We start from the raw sequence: 24,294 nt of genomic DNA on the forward strand, positions 1-24,294 counted from the left end.
GTCAATCGCAGCGCCTACTTGGCAGCGACGACCATGATCTCGACATTGTATTGCGGCGCCGCGAGTTTGGCCTCGACGGTGGCGCGGGCCGGGGTATTGCCCTGGGAGACCCACGAGTCCCACACCGCGTTCATCTCCGGGAATGTCTTCATGTCGGTGATGTAGATCGTCGCGCTGAGCAGCTTCGACTTGTCGGTGCCGGCCTTGGCGAGGTGGCCGTCGATGATCGACAGGATATCCTTGGTCTGGTCGGTGACGCTGCCGCCCGCCGCCTTGCCGGCGACGACGCCGGCGAGATAGACGGTGTTGCCGTGCACGACGGCCTGGCTCATGCGCGGGCCGGTTTCGAAACGCTGAATGCTCATTTGGGTCTCCACTTGAATGGCGGGCACTGTCTAACGTGCCAGACCGGTCCGCGCCACTGCGCATTTTGCAACGCGGCTGATGGAAATGGCTTAAATTGCACCGAAATCGCGGCGACCACGAACACAGTGTCGTCCCGGACAAGCGAAGCGCGATCCGGGACTCATAACCACGGAAATCAGCCGTGAAGCACATTGCGGCCCCAGCGCACTCAACGATTTGGAGCGGTAGTTGGGTTCCTGCTCCCGTGCGCAATTGCGCACTAGGCAGGGACGACAGCAGAGACTGCCTCGGCGCAATCACAATTTTCAAGGATTCGATCCAGCACCTGCCCAGCGTGCGAACAGTGCCACCCGCTCGGCCGGCCAGGCGCCGTCGCACGGCATGGTCCCGGCCTCGAGGCGCGCTAGAATCTGCCGGCCGTGCCTGGCAACGTCCGCCTCCTTCCAGAGATCGAACGCGAACAGCATCGCGTTGCGATCCATCGGCCGGAACAGCGGCCGGATGTGCTGTTCGAACTGCACGGTCTCGCCGGGACCGGGCAGCGCGACGCCGCGGTCATTCGCGACGGGCACGTCGCTCGCGGCTGCCGACGGCCGCGCGGCCGGCGTTGTGTTGCAGACCCACCACCAGCGCGGCACCGGCATGTTCGGCGGCGGTGTCGCGCCGGGGCCGGAATTCTCCACCGCAATCCGCGAGCCCCATTCGATATAGGCGACGAAGGCGGCGCGGAATTCCGGATCGGACGGCAGCCCGGCATCGTCGGCGCTCTGCACCATGTAGGTGGCCCACAGCGCGCGCTGCTCGGGCCTGATCCGCTTGCCGATGTGCTGCGACACCATCCGCCGATAACCGCCATAGCGTTCGGTGTAGAAGCGCGGGCCGCCGAACACCTCGCTGAGCCAGGCCGCGACCCGTTCGGGATGGTCCGGCGACATCTCGGCGAACAGCGGGCCGAGCAGCGGATCCTCCGGCACATAGCGGCTGTAGAAGATGCGCGTCATGTCGAGCAGCGCCGGATAGCCGCCGGCCCATTCGAACAGTGTCGGCTCGCGCATCGGATCGAGCACGGGGTCATGAAATGCGACGTTCCAGTGCATGCCGCTGCAGAACGGCTTGTTCAGCGACGAGCCGCAGCGGCACAGGCTGACATGTTCCCGCGACGCGCCCGCGTTCGGTGCGATCGGCGTGCCGTCCTCATCGACCAGCTCGACATGGCCGGTGATGCGATAGGGCCCGTCCTTCGATATTTCGATCTGCGGCGGCCGGCTGACATCGGACCAATTGGCATCACACTGCGGGCCCATGCCGATGCCGAGCGCGCCCGACGGGCATCGGCGCACCGCATTGATGAGGTCGTCGAGGCGCGCGCCGCTCGGCGCGACGAACGGCTCCTCGCCGAGGCGAAACACGGCGTTGAGCCGGTCGGTGCAGAAGCCGGAATGTGCGCAGGTGCCGCGGTTGTCGAACACATGGGCCTGCTGCCCCGCATAGACATCGAGCTTGTCAGGCACGCGCCGCGGATCCTTACCGTCGGTGAAGCCGCGCGCAACGTGGCTGTCGTCGCAGAACGGTTTGGTCTGCGATTGTCCGCAGCGGCAGAGCCGCACCGGCTCCTCGGTCGCGACCGGCACGCCGAGATGATCGACGATCGCAATGCCGGGCTCGGGTTCATACGGCCCGTTGCGCCTGACGGCGATGCGCTTGCGTGGAGGTTGTCTGTCGCTCGACCCTTGGACGGAACTGTCGTCTGTCATGCCTTGCAATGATCCCTGAACTCGCCCAACCCGCGCGAAGCGTGCTTAGATGGATCGATGGCGGCGCTCAACGAACCAGATGGAAAGTGCCGCAGGGGAGTTGCGATGATCCGCAAGACCAAGCGCAAATATGGTTGCCCGGTCGAGTTCTCGATCGATCAGCTCAGCGGCAAATGGAAGACCGTGATCCTGAGCCGGCTGAAGGTCCGCCCGATGCGCTATGGCGAACTGCGCCACGACATCCCGCAGCTCAGCGACAAGGTGTTGACCGAGCGGCTGCGCGATCTCTGCAATTCAGGCTTCGTCAAGCAGGAGCGCGGCGGCGGCGCCTCGCGCTATTGCCTGACCAAACGCGGCGAGATGCTGAAGCCGATGCTGCAGGCCCTCTACGATTGGGGGCAGGCGAATGCCGACACGTTCGGTGTCCGCTTCCTCAACGTGGAGGCGGAGTAGGGGAGGGCGTAATTTCGGAATATTGGAAGTGTGCCCCTGAGTTGCCCGACGTGTCAAGTCGCTTGATCGAGCGCGGCCACCGCCAGCTCCTTTGCATGGGGTTGTTCCTCGATATTTGACCGCTGCCCTGCGACGGTTCCATAACCTTCGCGCGGAACCAGCCTGGAGAGTGGATTTCCGGCCGGAACCATCAGCGAGGAAAGCTCGTTGTCGCGGGATGTTGGGGGTAATCAACACAAGGAATGCTCATGCGCATCCGTATCTCTACGGCATCCATCATCGTTGCCGCGCTCTCGCTTGGGGCGCCTGCCTGGGCGCAAGTGCAGGGAACGCAGCCGAACACGCCGTCGCAGGCCCAGTCTGAGCAGCCCGCCACGATCAAGACCATACAGGTCGTGGACGTGAAGGAACTGAAGCCCGAAGTCCGGTCACGGGTCGAGGCCGTCATCGCAAAGGCAAGCGAAGAGGATCTGAAGAGCCTGCGGGGTTCGATCGACGCGTCCACGGAGGCGACTTCCGCGCTGAAGGCGAAGGGACTGAGCTCGGCACAGGTTGTCGCGGTCAATCTCAGCAACGGCATTCTCACGCTCTTCACCAAGCTGGCGTGAGCGCAAGATAGCTCCAAGGTAGCCGAAGAAATTCCGACTCAATGACAAGAGCCCGCCGGTTCAAACCCGGCGGGTTTAATCCACCGCCTTCGCCGCCGCGCGCCCTGCATTGCGGCCCGAGAACAGGCAGCCGCCGAGGAATGTTCCCTCCAGCGAGCGATAGCCGTGCACGCCGCCGCCGCCGAAGCCGGCGGCTTCGCCGGCCGCGTAGAGCCCGCGGATGATCTGGTGATCCCTGCCGAACACGCGTGAATCCAGGTCGGTCTCGAAGCCGCCGAGCGTCTTGCGGGTCAGGATGTTGAGCTTCACCGCGATCAGCGGGCCGTGCTCGGGATCGAGGATGCGATGCGGCTTCGCGGTCCGGATCAGCCGGTCGCCGATATAGCGCCGCGCATTGTGCAGGTTCATCACCTGCGCATCCTTGACGTAGGGATTGATGATCTCGCGATCGCGCGCTTCGATCTGCGCCTTGATGGCGTCGAGCTGCAACAGATCATTGCCGGCGAGCTTGTTCATGGCACTGATGAGATCGGCGAGATTGTCGCGCACGATGAAGTCGGCGCCGTGCTGCTTGAAGGCCTCGACCGGCGCGGGCGCGCCCTTGTTGGTGGCGCGCTTGATCGTCATGCGCCAGCTTTTTCCGGTGAGGTCGGGGTTCTGCTCCGAGCCCGACAGCGCGAATTCCTTCTTGATGATGCTCTGGGTCAGGATGAACCACGAATAGTCGTAGCCGGTGCCCATGATGTAATGCAGTTGCCCGAGCGTGTCGGAGCCCGGGAACAGCGGCGCCGGCAATCGCTTGCCCGTGGCGTCGAACCACATCGACGATGGCCCCGGCAGAATCCGGATGCCGTGACGCGGCCAGATCGGGTTCCAGTTCTGGATGCCCTCGACATAGTGCCACATGCGATCGCGGTTGATCAGCCGGCCGCCTGCTTGCTCGGTGATCCCGATCATGCGGCCGTCGACATGTTCGGGTACGCCGGAGATCATGAAGTTCGGCGGCGCGCCGAGCCGCGTCGGCCAGTTCTGCCGCACCAGATCATGATTGCCGCCGATGCCGCCGGAGGCGACGATGATCGCCTGCGCGCGCAGGGAAAAATCGCCGACCACGTTGCGCGACGAACTCTTGCCGCGCTCGACCGACGTCGGTTCCAGGACCGCGCCGCTGACGCCGTCGACCGCGCCGTTGGTCACGCTGAGCGCATCGACGCGATGGCGGAACTTGAAGATGATCCGTCCGCTGTTCGCAGCGTCGCGCGCGCGACGCTCGAACGGCTCGACGATGCCGGGACCGGTGCCCCAGGTGACGTGGAAGCGCGGCACCGAATTGCCATGGCCCATCGCGTCGTAGCCGCCGCGTTCGGCCCAGCCGACCACCGGGAAGATGCGGTGGCCCATCGCGCGCAGCCAGTCGCGCTTCTCGCCCGCCGCGAACGCGACATAGGCTTTGGCCCATCTGCGCGGCCAATGATCCTCCTCGCGATCGAAACCGGCGGTGCCGATCCAGTCCTGCAACGCGAGGTCGGCAGAGTCCTTGATGCCGAGCCGGCGCTGTTCCGGCGAATCGACCAGGAACAATCCGCCAAACGACCAGAACGCCTGGCCGCCGATGCTCTGTTCCCCTTCCTGGTCGAGCACGATGACGCGCTTGCCCGCATCGGCGATCTCGGTTGCGGCAACCAGACCGGCAAGCCCGGCGCCGACCACGATCACATCTGCATCGTCAGCCATGTTTGATTCCCCCATCCCGCCGTGAATCAAGACCACGTCGTTGTGCGCGGTCAACGCCAAATGGACCTTGCCTGTGGCGGCGAGGCACCAAATAATTGCGGCAAGCTGTTCCAGTTTGGGACCTTTCCACGCGCCAGTGCAGCGTGCGCGCAACACCCAATTTGAATTTGTTTTGACCGGCTTCGCTCGTCTGGACAAAAATCCGTCGCCGCAACACGCTCACGATTGTCGTGCATCACAGACCAAACAGATTCGGTTTCGACTGGGGCTGGCCAAAATGAAGTTGCTGACGGGGTTGCTCGCTGCGGTTCTCCTGCTGGCGGGAATGGGGGCGTCTCACGCAGTGGTCAGGATCGCCGACGATCGCGGCGGCAAGATCGGCGTCTATGTCGACAAATATCAGGACCTGCGCACCTCGGGTGAGACCGTGATCATCGACGGGCTGTGCGCCTCGGCCTGCACCATCGTGCTCGGCAAGGTTCCTCACGACCGGATTTGCGTGACCTCGCATGCCAGCCTCGGCTTCCATGCCGCCTGGGATTACGGTGATGACGGCCGTCCGGTGCCCAATCCCGAAGCCACCCATATGCTGTACCTGATGTATCCGCCGGCGGTGCGCAAATGGATCACGGGTCGCGGCGGTCTGACCCGGCGCATGATCTTCCTGCAAGGCAAGCAACTGCAGGCGCTGTACAAGCCGTGCTACCTCAACGCCCAGGCCTCGGCCAAGGGCGAGCATTGAGGCGCAGCCGACCCCGGCATGACGGGATAAGCGCCGGAAATCGCCTCGCACTCATTTGACGGCCTGCGACCGCCATTGCGCTTGCTGCCTGCCGGAACCGGGCTTATCTCAACCGCATGGTTCAGCCGATCTCCACCCGACCCGAGCTCGTCGCGGCTCCGCAGGGCCGGGTGGCGTCTGCGATCCTGTGGGGCGCTGCCGGCATCGGCGGATTGGCCTTGCTTGCCGCCGCCGCGCTCTGGTTCCACTACGGGACCGCGGTATTTTTCGAAATGATCACGGCCGGCATCGCCGCCTGCTTCTGACAAGGACGCTCTCGCATCATGCCCCGGACCACGCGCCCATTGGTGATCTTTGCTGCCTTCGCCGGCAGTCTGGCGGTCGGCCTGTTCCTTATGCTGTGGGCGGTCGGCGGCCTGCGCACCGTCGCCGCGCCGGCCGCGATCGGCGGCCCGTTCCAACTCACCGACCAGTCTGGGCAGACCGTCACCGACAAGAACCTCCAGGGCAAGCCGACGCTGATCTTCTTCGGCTTCACCCATTGCCCGGACATCTGCCCGACCTCGCTGTTCGAGATTTCCGAGGTGCTGAAGGCGATGGGCAAGGATGCCGACCGCGTGAATGCTTATTTCGTCTCGGTCGACCCGGAGCGCGACACCGCCTCGGCGATGAAGGATTACCTGTCGAGCTTCGATCCACACCTCAAGGGCCTGACCGGCGACCCGGCAGCGATCGCCAAGGTGCTGTCGAGCTACCGTGTCTACGCCAAGAAGGTGCCGCTCAAGGATGGCGACTACACGATGGACCACACCGCGCTGATCTATCTGATGGACCGCGACGGTCATTTCGTCGCGCCGTTCAATCTGAAACGGACGCCGGAAGAGGCGGCGGCTGATCTCAAACGGTATCTCTGATCGCTTTTTCCGGTTCAGAATTAACCCATTCGGCGCTCGCTTCACGCGCCGGATGGTCTATAAGCCGTTCAATTTCCTGATATTGCCGGTTATGCCCAATCTGTCTGCCCAGCCATGTGCCGTCCGCTCGCGCCAGTCTCGCCTGGCCGCGGGATTGCTGGCCGCCGCCGTGCTGGCCATGGGGGGGCCCGCGGCCGGGCAGACGCCTCCGGCACAGGCCCCGGCGGCGAAGAGCGCGCCGGCTCCGGCCGCCAAGGCGGCCCCTGCACAGCCGGCACCCGCGCCGCCGCCGGCAGCAGCGGCTCCGTCGCCGCCAACCCAGCCACCCAAAGCCACCGAGGCCGCGCCCCAGGCGGTGCCCGGCTTCTGGGATCCGCGGCGCAGGCCCGACCGGCCCGACCTGTCGCGCCTCACCGTGATCCGCTTCCTGACCGAGACCGATTATCCGCCGTTCAACTTCACTGGCCCTGATGGCAATCCGGCCGGCTTCAACGTCGACCTGGCGCGTGCGCTGTGCGACGAGATCAAGGTCACCTGCACCATCCAGATGCGCCGCTTCGAGACCCTGATCGATGCGCTCGCCACCAACCGGGGCGACGCCATCATCGCCTCGATGGCGGTGACGCCGCAGCTGCGCACCAAGGTCGATTTCACCGATCCTTATTACCGCGCGCCGGCGCGCTTCGTGTCGCGCCGTGACAACGTGATGCCGGAAATCCGTCCCGAATATCTCGAGGGCAAGAAGGTCGGCGTGATCGCCGGCACCTCGCACGAGGCCTATCTCAAGGCGATGTTCACCGACGCCGAGATCCATTCGTACCCGGATAACGATGCGCTGCGTGCGGCACTGCGCCGCGGCGAGGTCGATTTCATCTTCGGCGATGCGATCTCTCTGGCGTTCTGGATCAACGGCACCGATTCCGCCGAATGCTGCGCGTTCTCCGGCGGCCCTTTCGTCGAGAGCCGTTATTTCGGCGAGGGCGTCGGCATCGCCGTGCGCAAGGGCAACGATCTGCTGCGGCAGTCGTTGAACTGGGCGCTGTTCCGGATCTGGGAAAAAGGCCGCTTCACCGATCTGTGGCTGCGCTATTTCTCGATCAGCCCGTTTTAGCTCCGTCATTCCGGGGCGATGCGTAGCATCGAACCCGGAATCTCGAGATTCCGGGTCTGGTGCTGACGCACCATCCCGGAATAACGACAAGCTTCCCGTCGTTTTGCATTTTGCCGCGAAAGCGTTAGTTTTCGCGGCCTTTTTGGAGAAAGCCCGAGGAATGTCCGTGATCGATCCTTCTGCCAGCCCGAGCGACCTGCGGGCGCTCGCCGAACAATCCAACGCCTGGCCATTCGAGCAGGCGAAAGCGATTGTGGCGCGGCTGAAGAAAAATCCCAAGGACGAGGTGCTGTTCGAGACCGGCTACGGCCCCTCGGGCCTGCCGCATATCGGCACCTTCGGCGAGGTCGCGCGCACCACGATGGTGCGCCACGCCTTCCGCGTGCTCACCGAAGATAAGATCAAGACCCGCCTGCTGGCCTTCTCCGACGATATGGACGGCCTGCGCAAGGTGCCGGACAATGTGCCGAACAGGGAGTTGCTCGAGCAGCATCTCGGCAAGCCCTTGACCAAGGTGCCCGATCCGTTCGGCACCCATCCGAGCTTCGGCCAGCACAACAATGCGCGGCTGCGCGCCTTCCTCGACCAGTTCGGCTTCGACTACGAATTCGCGAGTTCGACCGAGTATTACACCTCCGGCCGGTTCGACGCCGCGCTGCTGCGCATGCTGGAGCGGATCGAGAAGGTGATGGCGATCATGCTGCCGTCGCTGCGCGAGGAGCGCGCCGCGAGCTACTCGCCGTTCCTGCCGATCTGTCCGCGCACCGGCCTCGTGCTCTACGTGCCGGTGACCGCGCATGACGCCAAGGCCGGCACGATCTCCTATGAAGACCCCGACACCAAGGAGAGCGTCACCGTTCCCGTCACCGGCGGCCGCTGCAAGCTGCAATGGAAGCCGGACTGGGCGATGCGCTGGTATGCGCTCGGTGTCGACTATGAAATGGCCGGCAAGGACCTGATCGATTCGGTGAAGCTGTCGGGCAAGATCTGCGCGGCGCTCGGCGGCACACCGCCGGAAGGCTTCAACTACGAACTGTTCCTCGACGAGAAGGGCCAGAAGATCTCGAAGTCGAAGGGCAACGGCCTGACCATCGACGAATGGCTGCGCTACGCCTCGCCGGAATCGCTGTCGCTGTTCATGTATCGCGAGCCCAAGGCGGCGAAGCGACTCTATTTCGACGTCATCCCGCGCAACGTCGACGACTACCAGCAGTTCCTCGACGGCTTCACGCGCCAGGAGGCGCGGCAGCAGCTGCAAAATCCGGTCTGGCACATCCATTCCGGCAAGCCGCCGCAGGCCGACATGCCCGTCACCTTCCAGCTGCTGCTGACGCTGGTGTCGTCGTCGAATGCGGAGAATGCCGAGACGCTGTGGGGCTTCATCGGCCGCTATCGTCCGGGTGTGACGCCGCAGACCCATCCGAAGCTCGATGCGATGGTCGGCTACGCCATCAACTACTATCGCGACTTCGTGGCGCCGACCAAGCAGTTCCGCGAGCCGACCGACGGCGAACGCGCCGCGCTGCAGGATCTGCGCGATGCGCTCGCCAACATGCCGGCTGAGGCGACCGCGGAAGACATCCAGAACGTGGTCTACGAGATCGGCCGCCGCGAGCCGTTCCTCGACTTGGTCAAGAAGGGCAAGGACGGCCGCCCCGGCGTCTCGCTCGATTGGTTCAACATGCTCTACCAGGTGCTGCTCGGCCAGGAGAAGGGCCCGCGCTTCGGCTCCTTCGTCGCGGTCTACGGCGTGCAGAACGCGGTCAACATGATCGACGGCGCATTGGCACGGTCGTCGTAATTTGAAGGATGTGTAGCCCGGATGAAGCGAAGCGAAATCCGGGGGATCATCATCAGCGGCCTCGGTGCCCCGGATTGCGCGGAGCCTGTCATCGGGCGCGCGTTCGCGCGACCCGTTGGCTCCATCCGGGCTACGAGCGCACACTGCGGCGTAGCGCCGCAAAACCAGATGGCAGTCCTGCCGCAATTTCAGCCGAGGCTGTTGCCGGATTGCGCTACAGTCGGCCCCATAAAATCAGCACGGCCTCCGCCAAGGGGCCGGCACAGATGGGAGCATGCGCATGCAGTTCAGGGTTTCACCGACATCGCTGCAGGACAGTTCGAGCGCCGAGGAATGGCAGGCGCGGGTCGATCTCGCGGCGGCGCATCGGCTCGCCTACATCCACGGCTTTTCCGAAGGCATCTTCAACCATCTCACCTTCGTGGTTCCCGGCCGCACCGACCGCTACTACCAGATTCCGTTCGGCATGCACTGGTCGGAGGTCACCGCGTCGTCGTTCATGGAGGTCGGCATCGACGATGCCGAGGTGAAGCGCGGCGAGGGTGAGGTCGAGCGCTCATGCTTCTGTATCCATGCGCCGATCCACAAGGCGCTGCCGCAGGCCAAGGCGGTGTTCCACACCCATATGCCGTATGCCAGCGCGCTGACCCGGCTCGAGGATCCGCGGATCAAGGAGATCGGCCAGACCGAGGTCGGGCTGTCGGAGGCGATCGCCTATGACGATCTCTACACCGGACCTGCGCTCGACCCCGAGGAAGGCGCACGGCTCGCCAAGGTGATCGGCAACAAGACCATTTTGTTCATGGCCAATCACGGCATCTCGACCGTCGGCGAGACCGTCGCCGACGCCTATGACCGGCTCTATTACATCGAGCGCGCCGCGCAGGTGCAAATCTACGCGATGTGGACCCAGCAGCCGCTCAAGCAGTTGCCGCAGCATGTGGTGGAGAAGACCAAGCGCGATTTCCGCGACGACCATCTCTACAGCGGCCCATCCCCGGCGCAGCGGCATTTCGATGCGCTGAAGCGCATGCTGGATCGCAAGGAGCCGGACTACGCGACGTAGACTACGCAGCGCAATCTCCGCCGTCGTCCCTGCGAACGCCGAGACGAGAAATCAAACAGCGAGGTGTCATCACCCGCGAAAGCGGGTGCTCCAGTATTCCAGAGGCGGCTGTGCTTGAGTCGAGAAGCCGCGGCGTACTGGATCGCCCGGTCGAGTGTTTAGACCGGACAGATCACTGACAGGTGTTCGGAGACATAGCTGACACGTCAAAATTGGCTGGATTGGTCGATTCGGGAGCCGTCCATGCCGTGGAGCGAGGTGTCAGTGATGGATCAGCGACGAGAGTTTGTGCGGCTTGCTCTGCAGGAAGGCGCGAACCGGCGAGAGCTGTGCCGGCGCTTTGGGATCAGTCCTGATGTCGGCTACAAGTGGCTGAGGCGGTGGCATGCCGGCGATCGGGAACTGGCCAATCAGTCCCGTCGACCGAAGACGATGCCCAAGCGCAGTGCGATCGCGCTGGAGGCGCAGGTGGTGGCGGTCCGCGACAAGCATCCGGCCTGGGGAGCGCGCAAGATCGCCCATTGCCTGAAGCGGGACGGGCAAGCTGTGCCAGTGGCCTCCACGGTGCATCGGATCCTGTGCCGACATGAGCGGATCAAGCCGAGTGAGAAGGCACCGCCCGGTCCGCCAGGCCATCGCTTTGAGAAGGAGGCTCCCAATCAGCTGTGGCAGATGGACTTCAAGGGCCACATGCCTCTCGGCAACGGGACGCGGTGCCATCCGCTGACCATGGTGGACGATCACTCGCGCTATGCTCTGTGCCTGAAGGCATGTGCCAATGAGCAGCGCCCCAACGTGCAGAAGCATCTGACCGATACCTTTCGCCGCTATGGCCTACCGGACGTCTTTTACATCGACAACGGCTCGCCCTGGGGCGATACGTCCGGCGCTCGCTGGACCGCGCTGAAGGTCTGGCTGCTCAAGCTCGGCATCCATGTGGTGCATGCCAGGCCGTGTCACCCGCAGGGCCGCGGCAAGAACGAGCGCTTCCATCGCAGTTTGAAAGCGGAAGTGTTTGCCCTGCGCTCGTTCCGCACTTTGCCGGAAGTCCAGCGTGCCCTGGATAGCTGGCGCACACTCTACAATTTGGAGCGGCCTCACGAGGCGCTCGGCATGGCTGTCCCAGCCGACCGCTACCGGCCGAGTTCTCGCGCCATGCCGAACCGTGTTCCGAAGGTCGAATACGATACCGGAGAGATCGTTCGCATCGTCTCCTCGACACGGAGCTACGTCGCCTTCCGGGGGCAGATGTGGAAAGTCCCGCAAGCCTTCTGCGGCGAGCCTCTTGCGATCAGACCGCTCAACCGCGACGGCAACTACGGAATCTTCTTCGCCAGCTGGCAGGTCGCATCAATCGACTTGACCAATGGCAGACCTGTCAGTGATGTGTCGGAACAGGCGTCAGCCATGTCTCCGGTCTAAACATCGAGCCGGGCGATGACAGTTTTGTCTGGGGACGCAGCTGCGCTTGCCCGGGACGACACCGTTGTTGTGTTGACCGCTACTGGCTCGCCCACACCACGCGCGCGATCCACGTGACCTCTTCAGCATCGAGCATGCGGTCGGGGTGCTCCGGGTTGAGCGAGGCGAGTTCCAGCACCTTGCCGGTGCGGCGCTTCAATTCCTTCACCATCACCTCGCCGCCGCTGGTGCGCACCACCACGCGATCGCCGCGGCGGATCGCGGTCGCGGGTGACACCACGATGATGTCGCCTTCGCGATAGGCGGGCTTCATCGAATCGCCCTCGATTTCCAGCGCATAGGCGTGCTCGTCTGAGGTCCCCGGCAGCGCCACTTCATCCCAGCCTTTGCCGGCGGGAAAGCCTGAGTCGTCGAAATAGCCGCCGGCGCCGGCCTGGGCGAAGCCGATCAGCGGCACCGACTGAGCGCCGCGCGCGCCATCGCCGAGCAGCTGCACGAAGGTCTCCATGCTGGCATTGCTCGCGGCCAGCGCCTTGGACAGCGATTCGGTCGACGGCCAGCGCTCGCGCCCGTCGCCGGTCACGCGCTTGGACTTGTTGAAGGTGGTGGGATCAAGACCGGACTGCTTGGCGAGGCCGGATGGTGACAGGCCGGCACGCTCGGCAAGCCGGTCGAGCGCGGCCCAGACCTGAGCGTGGGTCAGCGGTCGGGCGGCTTTGGACTGTTTGGCCATCGAGAACATCCCGGAAGGTAGGAATTATTGCCTGAAACTTCGATTTTCGCAAATCTGCCGGCGGATGTGTCCCGACACCGCTTGAGTTGCGCGGCCACCGCCGATACGGTCCCTCGCTCGCCAGATGGCGATTGGGGCCTTTCCCCGCAAATCCGGATAAACCCCCAAAAGACTCAAGGACAAAAGGGAAGGCCGGGCCGTGCCTATGATCTACAAAATCACCCCCGCTTCGGCTTGGCGCGAGGCCGAGCGGCAGGGCGTGTACCGGGGCAGTGCGGACGACAAACGCGACGGCTTCATCCATTTTTCGACCGCCGCCCAGGTGGCCGAAACCGCACGCAAGCACTATCACGGGCAAACCGGCCTGTTCCTGGTCGTGGTCGATGCCGATGCGCTCGGCGACGCCCTCCGCTGGGAGCGGTCGCGCAATGACGAATTGTTCCCGCATCTCTACGGCGAACTCGATCTCGGCGCGGTCACCGAAATCCTCGACCTGCGCGCGCGCTCCGACGGCGGCCACGACGTTCCGGAGCTCAAGCCGTGATCCGTGCCTTTGATGCCTTCTCGCTGCCGCTGCTGCGCCTGTTCGATGCCGAAGATGCCCATCGCATGGCGATCCAGGGCCTGAAGCTGCTGCCGCCGTTCCGGCAGCGGGCGGATGATCCCCAGCTCGCGGTGCGTGCCTTCGGGCTGAATTTTCCGAATCCGATCGGCATGGCGGCGGGCTTCGACAAGAGCGCGGAAGTGCCCGACGCGCTGCTGCGGCTCGGTTTCGGCTTTGTCGAGATCGGCTCGGTGACGCCGAAGCCGCAAGCCGGCAATCCGCGGCCGCGGCTGTTCCGCCTCGAGCGCGACGAGGCCGTCATCAACCGCATGGGCTTCAATAATGACGGTGCGGACGCCGTGCTGCGCCGGCTCGCCGCGCGCGGTGGCGCCGCAGGGATCGTCGGGGTCAATGTCGGGGCCAACAAGGATTCGACGGACCGCGTCGCGGACTATGTGCAGCTGATCGAGACCTTTGCCCCGGTCGCGAGCTATTTCACCGTCAACGTCTCCTCGCCCAACACGCCGGGCCTGCGCAATCTGCAGCAATCGGCGGCGCTCGACGATCTGCTGGCGCGGGTGATCGACACCCGCGAGCGCGTGCGCAAGAACGCCGGCGATTCGCCGGTGCTGCTGAAGATCGCGCCGGACCTGAGCCTCGCCGAGCTCGACGATGTCGTGCACATCGCGCGCTCGCGGCGGGTCGACGGCATGATCGTCGCCAACACCACGCTGGCGCGTCCCTCGACCTTGCGCGAGGAGAACCGCGCCAAGGAGCAGGGCGGCCTGTCGGGCCGTCCGCTGTTCCGGCTGTCGACGCGGATGGTGGCCGAGACCTATGTCCGCGTCGAAGGCGCGTTTCCGCTGGTCGGCGTCGGCGGCATCGATTCTGGCGGCGCGGCGCTGACGAAAATTCGCGCCGGCGCCAGCCTGATCCAGCTGTATTCTTCGCTGGTCTACAAGGGCATCGGCCTGGTCGACGACATCAAGCGCGATCTGTCCTCGACCTTGCTGCGGACCGGGCGTGACTCTCTGTCGGAAATCGTCGGTGCCGATGCGGCGACCATCACGGCCGAAGATTGGCCGGTGAGGTAGTTGCCCGTAGCCCGGATGGAGCCAACGGGTCGCGCGAACGCGCGCCCGATGACAGGCTCCGCGCAATCCGGGATAGCCTCACCGCGGACACAGACCCCGGATTTCGCTTCGCTGCATCCGGGCTACAGAGCTACACGATCTTGAACGACTTCCGCAGCATCGCCGGATAGCGCAGGCCTTGCAGGCCGCCGCGGGCGACGTAGAAGCCGAGCAGCGCGATCCACAGCCCGGTGTTGCCGTAGCTGCTAAGCATCCACCAGGTGGCGAGGAAGATCGCGAGCGAGGCCAGCATCAGATTGCGCATCTCGCGGGCCCAGGTCGCGCCGACATAGATGCCGTCGAAGCCGAAGGCGAACACGCCGGGCAAGGGCGCCAGGATCACGAACGGCAGGAAGTCGCGCGCTGAGCTGCGCACGTCGTCGCTGGTCGTCATCAAATTGATCAGCGCCGGCCCGAACAGCGCGAACAGCACCGAGACAGCCAGCGCAAAGCCGATGCCCCACAGCAGCACCAGCCGGGTCGAATCGGCGAAGCCTCGTCCGTCGCGGGCGCCGAAGGCGCGGCCGCACAGCTGCTGCGCGGCATTGGCGAGGCCGTCGAGGAAGAAGGCACTCACCAGCAGGAAATTGTTCAGCACCGAATTCGCCGCCAGCGTGACGTCGCCCTCGCGCGCGCCCTTGGCAGTGAAGAACAGGAACACGACGATCAGCGCCGCGGTGCGGACCATGATGTCGCGATTGACGGCCAGCATCCGCATCAGCTTGGCGCGATCGAACAGCATGGCCGCGGGAACCGCGAAGCCGCCTTGCGAGATCCGCCACGCCACGACGATGCCGACAACGAAACCGGTCGTCTCGGCGAGCACGGCCGCGATCGCGGCGCCGGCAATGCCGGCGCCATAGGTTTGCACCAACAGCACGGTAGCGATCATGTTGATGAGGTTGATCACGATCTGCAGCGCCAGCGCCAGATTGGCGCGGGCCTGGCCGACCAGCCAGCCCAGGATGACGTAATTGGCCAGCGCCAGCGGCGCCGACCAGATCCGGATCATGAAATAGGATTTCGCCGCGCGGGTGACGCCCTCGCTGCCGCCCATCAGCTGGAAGATGATTGCGGCCAGCGGAACCTGCAGCGTGATCAGCGCCGCGCCGATCAGCCCGGCGACGATGAACCCCCGGACCAGGATCGCGGCATATTCCTGCGGCTCGCCGGCGCCTTGCGCCTGTGCGGTGAAGGCCAGCGTGCTCATGCGCAGGAAGGCGAACAGCCAGAACAGGCAATCGAAGATCACCGAGGCCATTGCCACGCCGCCGAGCAGCGCGGCGTCGTCGAGGCGACCGATCGCGGTGGTCGAGACGATGCCGATCAGCGGCGTGGTCAGGTTCGCGACCATCGCGGGACCGGCGATGGCAAACACCTGGCGGGTCGTGATCTCTTGGTGAACCGGGGCGTGCATGGCTACAAGTGTGATGAATGTACGCTTCTATCGCGTCATCCGCCGCGCGACCATGCTGGAAATGTTCTCAGAGCAATGCGGTGGCGAAGTGGCTGGACGGCCTATCCTGCAATTGCGCGGTCACAATATCACGACCATGCCGTCGCTCGCCGCTGTGTAGGGCAGGCCGTCGATGCGGCCGAGCATGTCGTCGCTCATATGGGTCAGCACCACGCGTTTCGCGTTGATGGCCGGCAGATGCGCATCCAGCGTTGTCAGGCTGAGATGGTTCTTGACCATTTTGTCGTGGGTATAGGCTTCAGCGATGAAGAGGTCGGCGTTTTGCGCCGCCGGGATCAGCGTGTCGGTCCATTCGGTATCGGCGCTGTAACTGATCACGCGGCCTTCCGCTTCGATGCGATAGGCCAGGAATGGCCCACCGGATTCGCCGTGCAGCACGGGAAACGGCGTCACGGTCATCTCGCCGAAGCTGCGCGGCTCCTGCGGCGCGAGCGTGACGACCGACAGATCGAAGCGCTGTCTGGTCCTGGAGGAATGCTCGAACATCACCTCCATCACCTGGGGTAGCTTGGTTTCGATGCCTTCGGGACCTGCGATCACCAGCGGCCTCGTGCGGCGGGAGAATTGCGCGTCGAGCAGGAAGAACGGCAGGCCGGCAAAATGATCGCCGTGGAAATGCGTGATCAGGATCAGGTCGATGGCGTCGCGGTCGATCTCGAGCCGCTTCAGCGCGGGAAGCGACGAGGCGCCGCAATCGATCAGGAAATTGGCGCGCTCGCCGCTGACATGGAAGCAGGTGTTGAAGCGGCCGCCGGAGCCGAACGCATCGCCGCAGCCGACAAATCGCAATTGCATCGGCTGCGAACCCTCGCTTATCAGCGGCCGCGCGGCGCGCCGAACAGCCGCGACAGCAGCCAGATCGGGATCACGATCACGGCGCCGAGCAGGAAGTAGCGCCAGGCCCAGTTGATCGCGTCGAAGCCGAGATCCCAGAGGCTCTGGAACAGCCTGCGGATGCTGTAGAGGATGTTCCAGGGGTCGAGCCCGATCGCGGCGAGCACGACGCCGACCAGGATCGAGAGCAGGATCAGCCGGAATGCCACCGACAGCGGCGAGCCGCCGAGAAAGCGGTACAGGCCGTCGCTCTGGCCGCCGGCCGGCAAGTCCCTGATGTTGTCTGGCATCGCTCTCTCCTGGCGGAATCGCCCGCATTATAGGTCACGGCGGTGCACATGGGAAACCCGCGGGGCGCGATCAATGGCTGCCATCCGGCTTGCGGGTTTAACTTCCTGTCATGGAGATTAACATCCGTTCAAGTGTCTCCAGTCGGTCGGCGTCGCGTGGGGGCTTGTCCCAGCGCAGCCGGCTGATGCGGGGAAAACGCATCGCGACGCCGGATTTGTGCCGCGGCGAGCGCTGCAGGCCCTCGAAGGCGACCTCCAGCACCAGCCCCTGATCCGGCTCGTGCACGACATGTCGCACCGGACCGAACTTCTCGGTGGTGTTGCGACGGACGAAGCGATCGATCTGCAACAGCTCCTCGTCGGTGAAGCCGAAATAGGCCTTGCCGACCGGCACCAGCTCGTCGCCGGCCTCACCGCGGGTCCAGACTCCGAACGTGTAGTCGGAATAGTAGGATGAACGTTTGCCGTGGCCGCGCTGGGCATACATCAGCACCGCGTCGATGATGTGCGGATCGCGCTTCCACTTCCACCACGGGCCCTTCGGCCGTCCGGGCAGATAGGGCGCATCGCGCCGCTTCAGCATCACGCCCTCGACCGCGTCGGCGTCGTTGCCGGCGCCCGCACTCTTCGGATCGGCACGCGCCGCGGCCAGCTCTTCCCAGCTCGCGAACGTGACGGTCGGCGACAGATCGATGCGCGGATCGCCGAGCTTGGCGACGAAGGCTTCGAGATGCGCGCGGCGTTCGGTGAACGGCAGCTCGCGCAGATCGTTTTCGCCGTCGCCGAGCAAATCGTAGGCGCGCAAATGGATCGGGAATTCTTTGATCAGCTTCGGCGAGACTACCTTGCGATTCAATCGCTGCTGCAAGACGTTGAAGGTCTGCACGCGACCGTCGCGCAGCACCAGCAATTCGCCGTCGATCGCGCCGGGCAGATGCAGCGACGGCACCAGGTCGGGGAAGCTGCCGGTGATATCCTCGCCGGTGCGCGAATAGAGCCGCGCCTGGATGTGGCCGCGCGCATCGCGGCCGGCGACAGCCTGCACACGGATGCCGTCCCACTTCCACTCCGCGCTGAACTCGGCGGGGTCGAGATTGGCGAAATCACTGTCCTCGATCGCATGCGCCAGCATCACCGGTCGAAACGGGGTCGGGTCGCTGTTAACCGGCTTGTCGCCGCGGCCTTCGAGCCAGGCGAACAGGTCGAGATAGGGCGGCGACAGACCGGGCCACATCAGCTCGATCTCGTGCGGGTCCTTGTCGCCAAGTGCGGCCGCCGCGGTCTTCGCCAGCCGCGCCGAGATCCCGATCCGCATCGCGCCGGTGACGAGCTTCAAGAGCGCCCAACGTCCGGTCTCGTCGAGCTCATCCAGCCAGCGCGCCAGCTGCGCCGGCAGCTCCGCCTTGCCGAGCGTGCGCAGCGTGGTGACGACCTCGGTCAGTGTCGGCGGAGGCGGATTGTTGTGCGTGCGAGGAGTCTCACTGCCATCTCGCCCGCGGTACCCCTCTCCCCAGCCCTCCCCCCTTGCGGGGGAGGGTCGGGGAGAGGGGTGGCCCAGGAAAGGCTCGGCGTAACTTGCTCCAGCCTTCGGCCACATCAGCGCGACGGTCTCGGAGAGATCGCCGACATAGTCATAGGAATAGCCGAACAGCACCGGGTCGGCGCGCTCGGTGATCAGGTCGCGGATCAGGCCCGGCTTGGCGTGCTTGAACGACAGCGCGCCGGTCAGGGCCGCCAGCGCATAGCCGCGGTCGGGGTCCTCGGTTGCGCGGAAATAGCCGACCAGCAGCTTGATCTTGTTGTTGCGGCCCGGCTCGTAGGCGAGGCGGTCGAGCAGCTCGGCAAAGCGGTTCATGTGTTCGCCTCGCCGTCGGACTGAACCTCGCCGGTGATCGCTGCCGTCTCGCCCTCGTCCTCGTCGCCATAGCCGACCAGATCGAGCGGCTGCGCGGCAAGGCCCTTGCTCTTGCACCAATGCACGAGCGCGTCTTCCTGGCCGTGGGTGACCCAGATCTCGCGGGCGCCGGTCGCGGCGATCGTCGCCGTCAGGCCATCCCAATCGGCATGATCCGAGATCACCAGCGGCAGCTCGATGCCGCCCTGCCGGGCGCGGGCGCGCACGCGCATCCAGCCTGAGGCAAAGGCGGTGACCGGATCGGGAAAGCGCCGCGTCCAGACATCCGATGTCGCGCTCGGCGGCGCCAGCGTGATGGTGCCGGCGAGATCGGCCTTCTTCATGCCGCGCACCGGCCGGAGCTCGCCGAGTGGAATGCCGCGCCCCTGATAGTAATAGGTGATCTTCTCCATCGCGCCATGCAGATAGATCGGAGCGTCGTAGCCGGCCTCGCGTAGCAGCGCGATCACGCGCTGCGCCTTGCCGAGCGAATAGGCGCCGACCAGATGCGCGCGCTCCGGAAACAGTTTTGCGGACGCCAGCAGCTTGTTCACTTCGCCGGCGGCATCGCCATGGCGGAACACCGGCAATCCAAACGTCGCCTCCGTGATGAAGATGTCGCAAGGCACCAGCTCGAACGGCGCGCAGGTCGGGTCGCGCGCGTCCTTGTAGTCGCCGGAGGCAACGATCCGGGTATCCTTGCAGGTGACCGAGATCTGGGCCGAGCCGAGGACGTGCCCGGCGGGATGAAACGACACCGTGACGTCGCCGAGCCTGATCTCTTCGCCATAGGCGACCGCCTGCACTGAGCCGGCGAAATTCTCGCCGTAGCGCAGCCGCATCATGTCGAGGGTTTCCTGGGTCGCGAGCACGGCGCCGTGGCCGGGGCGCGCATGGTCGGAATGGCCATGCGTGATCAGGGCCCGCTCGACCGGCCTGACAGGATCGATGTGGAAGCCGCCGGGCTTGCAGCAAAGCCCGGCCGGGACGGGCATCAGGATGTCTTGCGGGCGCATGCCGGACATATAGGCATTGATTCCGCGATATCTAATCGTCATGCGCGGGCTTGACCGGTGCATCCATCTCCGGGAAAAGTCCGTGCTTTCGTAAAAGAAGATGGTTCCTAGAGCGAATGGCTCCCCGCCTGTTTCTATCCTCCGGCGACCTCGTTGCCGACCGCCGCTACGAGTTTGCGCGCGACCTGCAATTGAAGGGCGATCTGCCGGCGGCCGCCGAGCTGCTCGAGCAGGCGATCGAGCTGGTGCCGAAATTCCCGTCCGCCTGGTACAGGCTCGGCAAGATCCGCCTCGAGCTCGGTCAGCGCGAGGCCGCGATCGCAGCCTTCCGTTCCGCACGCGACGCCGATCCCGAAGACCGTCATGGCTCCGGCCTGCATCTGATGCAGCTCGGCGTCGAGGCGGTCAGCGCGATGCCGCCGGGCTATGTGCAGACGCTGTTCGATCAATATGCACCGCGCTTCGAGGCCGCGCTGGTCGGCGATCTCGGCTATCGCGGCCCGGCGCTGCTGTTCAAGGCGGTGCTGTCGGTGCGCGCGGGCGCCAAGAAGCCGGCCTTCTTCAAGCGCGCGATCGATCTCGGTTGCGGCACCGGACTGGCGGCAGATGCGTTCGCGCGGCATGTCGACCGCTTCATTGGCATCGACCTGTCGCCGCGTATGATCGACAAGGCACGCGCCACCGGCCTCTATGCCGAGCTCGAGGTCGACGACATGCTGCAGGGCATCTCGACCAAACCCGACGCCAGCGCCGAATTGGTCCTCGCCGCGGATGCGATGGTCTACGTCGCCGATCTTGCGCCTGTGCTTGCGGAGGCCGCGCGCGTACTGGTGCCAGGCGGCGTGCTCGCCTTCACCACGGAAACCCATGACGGCGAGGGCGTCATCTTAGGCCAAGGGCTGCGCTACGCGCACAGCGCGGCCTATGTACGCGCGATCGTTGCGGCCGCCGGGCTGACGCTGGCCCTGCTCGACGATCTCTCGGCGCGCAACGAGGACAACATCCCGGCACCAGGCCTCGTCGCCGTCGCCGTCAAGCCGTGATGCTTTCACCCTCTGTGGGAGGGCCTATGTGAACTGGAACATGCTCGCGTCCAGCTGTCCCGGTGCGATGCCAATCAGCCAGACGGCGCTTCCTGCCGAGTCTGTGATGATGGTCGTGTTGATCCCGGCGACGTAGGTTTCGGCGGCCTGAACGTCCGCGAATGAATGCAGCGATGTGCCGGCGAAATTGATCAGGTCGTTGACACCGCCAGTGTTGAAGTCCTGGATCACCATCACTTCGGAATTGGTGTCGTTGATGGTGAAGACATCCGAACCACCGCCGCCCCAGGCGTAGTCGACTCCGCCCCCACCGCTGATGATGTCGGCGCCGGAGCCCATCAGGAAGACATCGACGGCGCTGCCGCCCGTGACTGTGTCGCCGCCGTCGGAGCCGTAGACGTAGTTCTGGCCCGAGCCGCCGTAGATGACGTTGCCGTCGGCCTCACCCGACGAGATAAATATATTGAGACCGGAGCCGCCGTACATCGTGTCGACGCCGGTGCCGCCGTAGAAATAGTTCGTTCCGGCTCCGCCGTAGAGCACGTCGGCGCCGGCTTCACCGTACATGACGTTGATGTCGGAAGAGGCCAGTCCGCCCGCGCCATCCAGCGTGTCGTCGCCTGTTCCGCCAAACAGATAGTTCGACCCGGCGTCGCCGTGCAAAGCATCGTTTCCATCAGCGCCGATCAGGATGTCGTTGCCGTAGCCACCGAACATCGCGTCGTTGCCGCCAAGCCCGTAGAGATAGTCGTTGCCCCAGTAGCCGTAGAGCGTGTTCGGGCCGGCCTCGCCGATCAGAGTATCGTTCCCCAGGCTGCCGATCGCGACCTGGATGTTGTAGACGCCATCGTGGCCAACCTGCGGCCCAATGGCGTAATGCGCGCCGAGGTCGAGGGTGACCCCGCCGCCGACGCCTGAATAGCTGATGGTGTTGATGCCGGTGCCGCCGTCGAACGTATCGTTGCTGCCATCGTCGAGACCGGCGGACAGATAATCGTTGCCGTCGCCGCCGTTCAGCGTGTCTGCTCCGCCATTGCCGTAGATGATGTCGTCGCCGGCTCCGCCGTCCATGACCTGCGACGCGGAATTGCCTGGTATGATGTCATTCGATGCTGTGCCGGAAACCGATGCGGACGTCCCTCCGTTGGCGACGAATTGATGGACGCTGGTGCCCGACGCCGCGAACAATGAAAGGAACGGGCCGCCGGCCCTGTAGCTTTCACCCACATGGGTGCCGTCGACGAGATATGTGTCGCGGAAGTAGTCGAAGTCGCCCATGCCATAATTGATGAACTCCTCCTGGATGAACGCGACATCCGCGAGCGCGACATAGAAGAGCATCTCATCGGTGCCGGAAACACCCGCGACAAAGTTCGATCCATAGCCAAAGTTGAACGCGACGGTGTCGTTGCCTGCTCCAGTGTTGATAAAGTCCGAACCCCCGCCGCCGTCGATGAAGTCGTTGCCATCGAGCCCATTGATCGTATCCTGTGCGCTGGTGCCGAGGAGGGTGTCGTTTCCGCTGGTGCCCTGGATGGTTGCCATTGTTCGCTCCGAGCTTCGGCATGAATGCCAATATGACTGCGTTACAAAATATTGAAGTTGCAGCCTCGTCTCTGCTTGCGATCGTATCGTTGCCAGTGTCGCCAATCAGTAAAATCAATGTGGTAGCGAAGCTCTCGTCATACAGAAGGATCGTTGCCGTCCCGCGGCAAATGACGGGCCGCAGTCTCTCAACCTCTCGTAGTATCCTATCGCGTGTCGAGCGCGACGGACAAGTAGGCGATTTCAGCTTGGGTTGTCCTTCGAGGGACATCACACACCTCTCACACCGGAGAAGCGGATGAGGAGTTTGTCCTGCGGGCAGTGACCCCTGGTCCGGTTCGCATCTTTCGATGCGAGCCACCCTGTCCGCAACGGGAGAAGGCAAGAGAACTGTGTTCGCCCTCCAACTTGAGTCTACACGCTACGCATTTGCCGTGACGCGGCATTGCGCCACACGGCGGTGACTTCGCGCTTGCCCGGCGCAAAGCGGAATGCGAGAGCTTTTCGCCTCAGGGAGAGAAACAATGAAAAAGCATACGCGGCGCGAATTCGGCGCCACCGCATTGTCTGTCATCGCAGCGTCCGTGCTGCCGGCGCCGTTCGTCCGGGCCGCCGACAAGAAGTATGATCCCGGCGCGAGCGACACCGAGATCAAGCTCGGCCAGACCGTGCCGCATTCCGGCCCGGGCTCGCTTTATGGCGTGCTCGGCCGCGTCGGCGAAGCTTATTTTCAGATGCTGAACGACAAGGGCGGCATCAACGGCCGCAAGGTGAAATTCCTCACCATGGACGACGCCTACAGCGCGCCGAAATGCGTCGAGGCGACGCGTCGGCTGGTCGAGCAGGAGGAGGTGCTGGCGCTCTACGGCTCGCTCGGCACCGCGCCGCAGACCGCCGTCCACAAGTACCTCAACTCGAAGGGCGTGCCGCAACTGCTGCTGAACACCGGCGCCTCGAAATGGAACGATCCGAAGAACTTCAAATGGACCATGGCGGGGCTGCCGCTCTATCCGACTGAAGCGCGCATCCTCGCCAAGCACGTCGTCAGCGTGAAGCCGGACGCCAGGATCGGCATCCTCTACCAGAACGATGATTTCGGCCGCGACTTCCTGGGGCCGTTCAAGAAGGTGCTGGCCGATGCCGGCGGCAAGGCACAGGTGATCATGGAGCAGACCTACGATCTCACCGATCCGACGGTCGATTCCCAGCTCATCAATCTGTCGAAGTCGGGCGCCGACGTGTTCTACAACATCACGACCGGCAAGGCGACGTCGCAGTCGATCCGCAAGGTGGCGGAGCTCGGCTGGAAGCCGCTGCAGCTGTTGTCGGCGGGCTCGACCGGCCGCTCGATCCTGAGCGCTGCGGGGCTCGAGAACGCCAAGGACATCGTCGCGATCCGCTACAACAAGGAAGTCGGCGTGCCGCGCTACGAGAAGGACCCGGACGTGGTCGCGTTCGAGGAGCTGCGCAAGAAGTACTTGCCGAACATCGACCCCGACAACACCATCGCCTTCGCCGGCTACGGCCAGGCGGCGACGATGGGCGAAATCCTGCGCCGCTGCGGCGACGATCTGACGCGCGCCAACGTGCTGAAGCACGCCACCACGCTGGCCGGTTTCCACTCGCCCTATTTCCTCGACGGCATCAATTACAGCTATACGCCCGACGACTACACGCCGATGAAGACGTTGTACGTCTCGATCTTCAACGGCAAGGATTGGGACCTCTCCGGCGAGCCGATGACGGAGTAGGGGTAGGTACACGCTCTATCCCCGTCATTGCGAGCGGAGCGAAGCAATCCATCGGTCCCCCCG

General features: G+C 64.5%; 23 protein-coding genes. 13 read left to right on the top strand and 10 right to left on the bottom strand.

The window, feature by feature from the left end; all coding sequences use genetic code 11:
- Positions 1-14 precede the first annotated feature (14 nt).
- Positions 15-365: a RidA family protein gene (locus ACVINW_RS14750; protein ID WP_375786669.1), complete on the bottom strand. Its 351-nt coding sequence runs from the start codon at positions 363-365 to the stop codon at positions 15-17.
- Between the two features lie 306 nt (positions 366-671).
- Positions 672-2,120 (bottom strand): CDGSH iron-sulfur domain-containing protein, encoded by a 1,449-nt coding sequence (locus ACVINW_RS14755; protein WP_456751969.1) that lies wholly within the window; start codon positions 2,118-2,120, stop codon positions 672-674.
- A gap of 105 nt (positions 2,121-2,225) precedes the next feature.
- On the opposite strand from ACVINW_RS14755, the gene ACVINW_RS14760 reads away from it, so the two are divergent.
- Positions 2,226-2,573, top strand: coding sequence for a winged helix-turn-helix transcriptional regulator (locus ACVINW_RS14760; RefSeq protein ID WP_456751970.1), 348 nt, complete (start codon positions 2,226-2,228; stop codon positions 2,571-2,573).
- A 248-nt stretch (positions 2,574-2,821) separates the two neighbouring features.
- On the top strand, positions 2,822-3,181 hold the full coding sequence (locus ACVINW_RS14765; RefSeq protein WP_456751971.1) for a hypothetical protein: 360 nt from the start codon (positions 2,822-2,824) through the stop codon (positions 3,179-3,181).
- A 75-nt stretch (positions 3,182-3,256) separates the two neighbouring features.
- Here ACVINW_RS14765 and ACVINW_RS14770 read toward each other — a convergent pair whose 3' ends face one another.
- Positions 3,257-4,915, bottom strand: a complete 1,659-nt coding sequence (locus ACVINW_RS14770) for an FAD-binding dehydrogenase (protein ID WP_456751972.1) — start codon at positions 4,913-4,915, stop codon at positions 3,257-3,259.
- A 277-nt stretch (positions 4,916-5,192) separates the two neighbouring features.
- On the opposite strand from ACVINW_RS14770, the gene ACVINW_RS14775 reads away from it, so the two are divergent.
- The 7 genes from ACVINW_RS14775 (at position 5,193) to ACVINW_RS14805 (ending at position 11,971) form a co-directional block, all read left to right on the top strand.
- Positions 5,193-5,657: a hypothetical protein gene (locus tag ACVINW_RS14775; protein WP_456751973.1), complete on the top strand. Its 465-nt coding sequence runs from the start codon at positions 5,193-5,195 to the stop codon at positions 5,655-5,657.
- 116 nt (positions 5,658-5,773) lie between these two features.
- Positions 5,774-5,962 (top strand): hypothetical protein, encoded by a 189-nt coding sequence (locus ACVINW_RS14780; protein ID WP_456751974.1) that lies wholly within the window; start codon positions 5,774-5,776, stop codon positions 5,960-5,962.
- Positions 5,963-5,980: 18 nt separating this feature from the next.
- Positions 5,981-6,571 (top strand): SCO family protein, encoded by a 591-nt coding sequence (locus ACVINW_RS14785; protein WP_456751975.1) that lies wholly within the window; start codon positions 5,981-5,983, stop codon positions 6,569-6,571.
- Positions 6,572-6,749: 178 nt separating this feature from the next.
- On the top strand, positions 6,750-7,682 hold the full coding sequence (locus ACVINW_RS14790; RefSeq protein ID WP_456756398.1) for a transporter substrate-binding domain-containing protein: 933 nt from the start codon (positions 6,750-6,752) through the stop codon (positions 7,680-7,682).
- Positions 7,683-7,842: 160 nt separating this feature from the next.
- Positions 7,843-9,483, top strand: a complete 1,641-nt coding sequence (locus ACVINW_RS14795; protein ID WP_456751976.1) for a lysine--tRNA ligase — start codon at positions 7,843-7,845, stop codon at positions 9,481-9,483.
- A gap of 280 nt (positions 9,484-9,763) precedes the next feature.
- Positions 9,764-10,549 carry a class II aldolase/adducin family protein gene (locus tag ACVINW_RS14800; protein WP_456751977.1) on the top strand — a complete coding sequence of 262 codons (786 nt, stop codon included), beginning with the start codon at positions 9,764-9,766 and terminating at the stop codon, positions 10,547-10,549.
- A 243-nt stretch (positions 10,550-10,792) separates the two neighbouring features.
- Entirely contained in the window at positions 10,793-11,971 is a 1,179-nt protein-coding gene (locus tag ACVINW_RS14805; RefSeq protein WP_456751978.1) for an IS481 family transposase, read from the top strand.
- Between the two features lie 79 nt (positions 11,972-12,050).
- Here ACVINW_RS14805 and ACVINW_RS14810 read toward each other — a convergent pair whose 3' ends face one another.
- On the bottom strand, positions 12,051-12,704 hold the full coding sequence (locus ACVINW_RS14810) for a S24 family peptidase (protein WP_456751979.1): 654 nt from the start codon (positions 12,702-12,704) through the stop codon (positions 12,051-12,053).
- 199 nt (positions 12,705-12,903) lie between these two features.
- Between ACVINW_RS14810 and ACVINW_RS14815 the strand changes: the two genes are divergently transcribed.
- Entirely contained in the window at positions 12,904-13,248 is a 345-nt protein-coding gene (locus ACVINW_RS14815) for a DUF952 domain-containing protein (RefSeq protein ID WP_456751980.1), read from the top strand.
- On the top strand, positions 13,245-14,342 hold the full coding sequence (locus tag ACVINW_RS14820; protein ID WP_456751981.1) for a quinone-dependent dihydroorotate dehydrogenase: 1,098 nt from the start codon (positions 13,245-13,247) through the stop codon (positions 14,340-14,342). The genes ACVINW_RS14815 and ACVINW_RS14820 overlap by 4 nt, the downstream gene beginning before the upstream one ends.
- Before the next feature lie 130 nt (positions 14,343-14,472).
- Here ACVINW_RS14820 and ACVINW_RS14825 read toward each other — a convergent pair whose 3' ends face one another.
- From ACVINW_RS14825 to ACVINW_RS14845, 5 genes are all read right to left on the bottom strand, one after another.
- Positions 14,473-15,798: an MATE family efflux transporter gene (locus ACVINW_RS14825; RefSeq protein WP_456751982.1), complete on the bottom strand. Its 1,326-nt coding sequence runs from the start codon at positions 15,796-15,798 to the stop codon at positions 14,473-14,475.
- 120 nt (positions 15,799-15,918) lie between these two features.
- A complete protein-coding gene (locus tag ACVINW_RS14830) occupies positions 15,919-16,653 on the bottom strand; it encodes an MBL fold metallo-hydrolase (RefSeq protein WP_456751983.1) in 735 nt (244 codons plus the stop codon).
- A gap of 20 nt (positions 16,654-16,673) precedes the next feature.
- Positions 16,674-16,982 carry a DUF6460 domain-containing protein gene (locus ACVINW_RS14835; protein ID WP_456751984.1) on the bottom strand — a complete coding sequence of 103 codons (309 nt, stop codon included), beginning with the start codon at positions 16,980-16,982 and terminating at the stop codon, positions 16,674-16,676.
- A gap of 97 nt (positions 16,983-17,079) precedes the next feature.
- Complete coding sequence (locus tag ACVINW_RS14840; RefSeq protein ID WP_456751985.1) at positions 17,080-18,837, bottom strand: cisplatin damage response ATP-dependent DNA ligase; 1,758 nt, start codon at positions 18,835-18,837, stop codon at positions 17,080-17,082.
- Positions 18,834-19,892 carry a ligase-associated DNA damage response exonuclease gene (locus ACVINW_RS14845; RefSeq protein ID WP_456756399.1) on the bottom strand — a complete coding sequence of 353 codons (1,059 nt, stop codon included), beginning with the start codon at positions 19,890-19,892 and terminating at the stop codon, positions 18,834-18,836. Before ACVINW_RS14845 ends, ACVINW_RS14840 begins: the two co-directional genes overlap by 4 nt.
- A gap of 116 nt (positions 19,893-20,008) precedes the next feature.
- On the opposite strand from ACVINW_RS14845, the gene ACVINW_RS14850 reads away from it, so the two are divergent.
- Positions 20,009-20,935 (top strand): methyltransferase domain-containing protein, encoded by a 927-nt coding sequence (locus ACVINW_RS14850; RefSeq protein ID WP_456751986.1) that lies wholly within the window; start codon positions 20,009-20,011, stop codon positions 20,933-20,935.
- 24 nt (positions 20,936-20,959) lie between these two features.
- Here ACVINW_RS14850 and ACVINW_RS14855 read toward each other — a convergent pair whose 3' ends face one another.
- A complete protein-coding gene (locus ACVINW_RS14855) occupies positions 20,960-22,585 on the bottom strand; it encodes a calcium-binding protein (RefSeq protein ID WP_456751987.1) in 1,626 nt (541 codons plus the stop codon).
- 419 nt (positions 22,586-23,004) lie between these two features.
- Between ACVINW_RS14855 and ACVINW_RS14860 the strand changes: the two genes are divergently transcribed.
- Positions 23,005-24,231 (top strand): ABC transporter substrate-binding protein, encoded by a 1,227-nt coding sequence (locus tag ACVINW_RS14860; RefSeq protein ID WP_456751988.1) that lies wholly within the window; start codon positions 23,005-23,007, stop codon positions 24,229-24,231.
- Positions 24,232-24,294 lie beyond the last annotated feature (63 nt).

The organism is Bradyrhizobium sp. USDA 4461, from assembly GCF_054055655.1.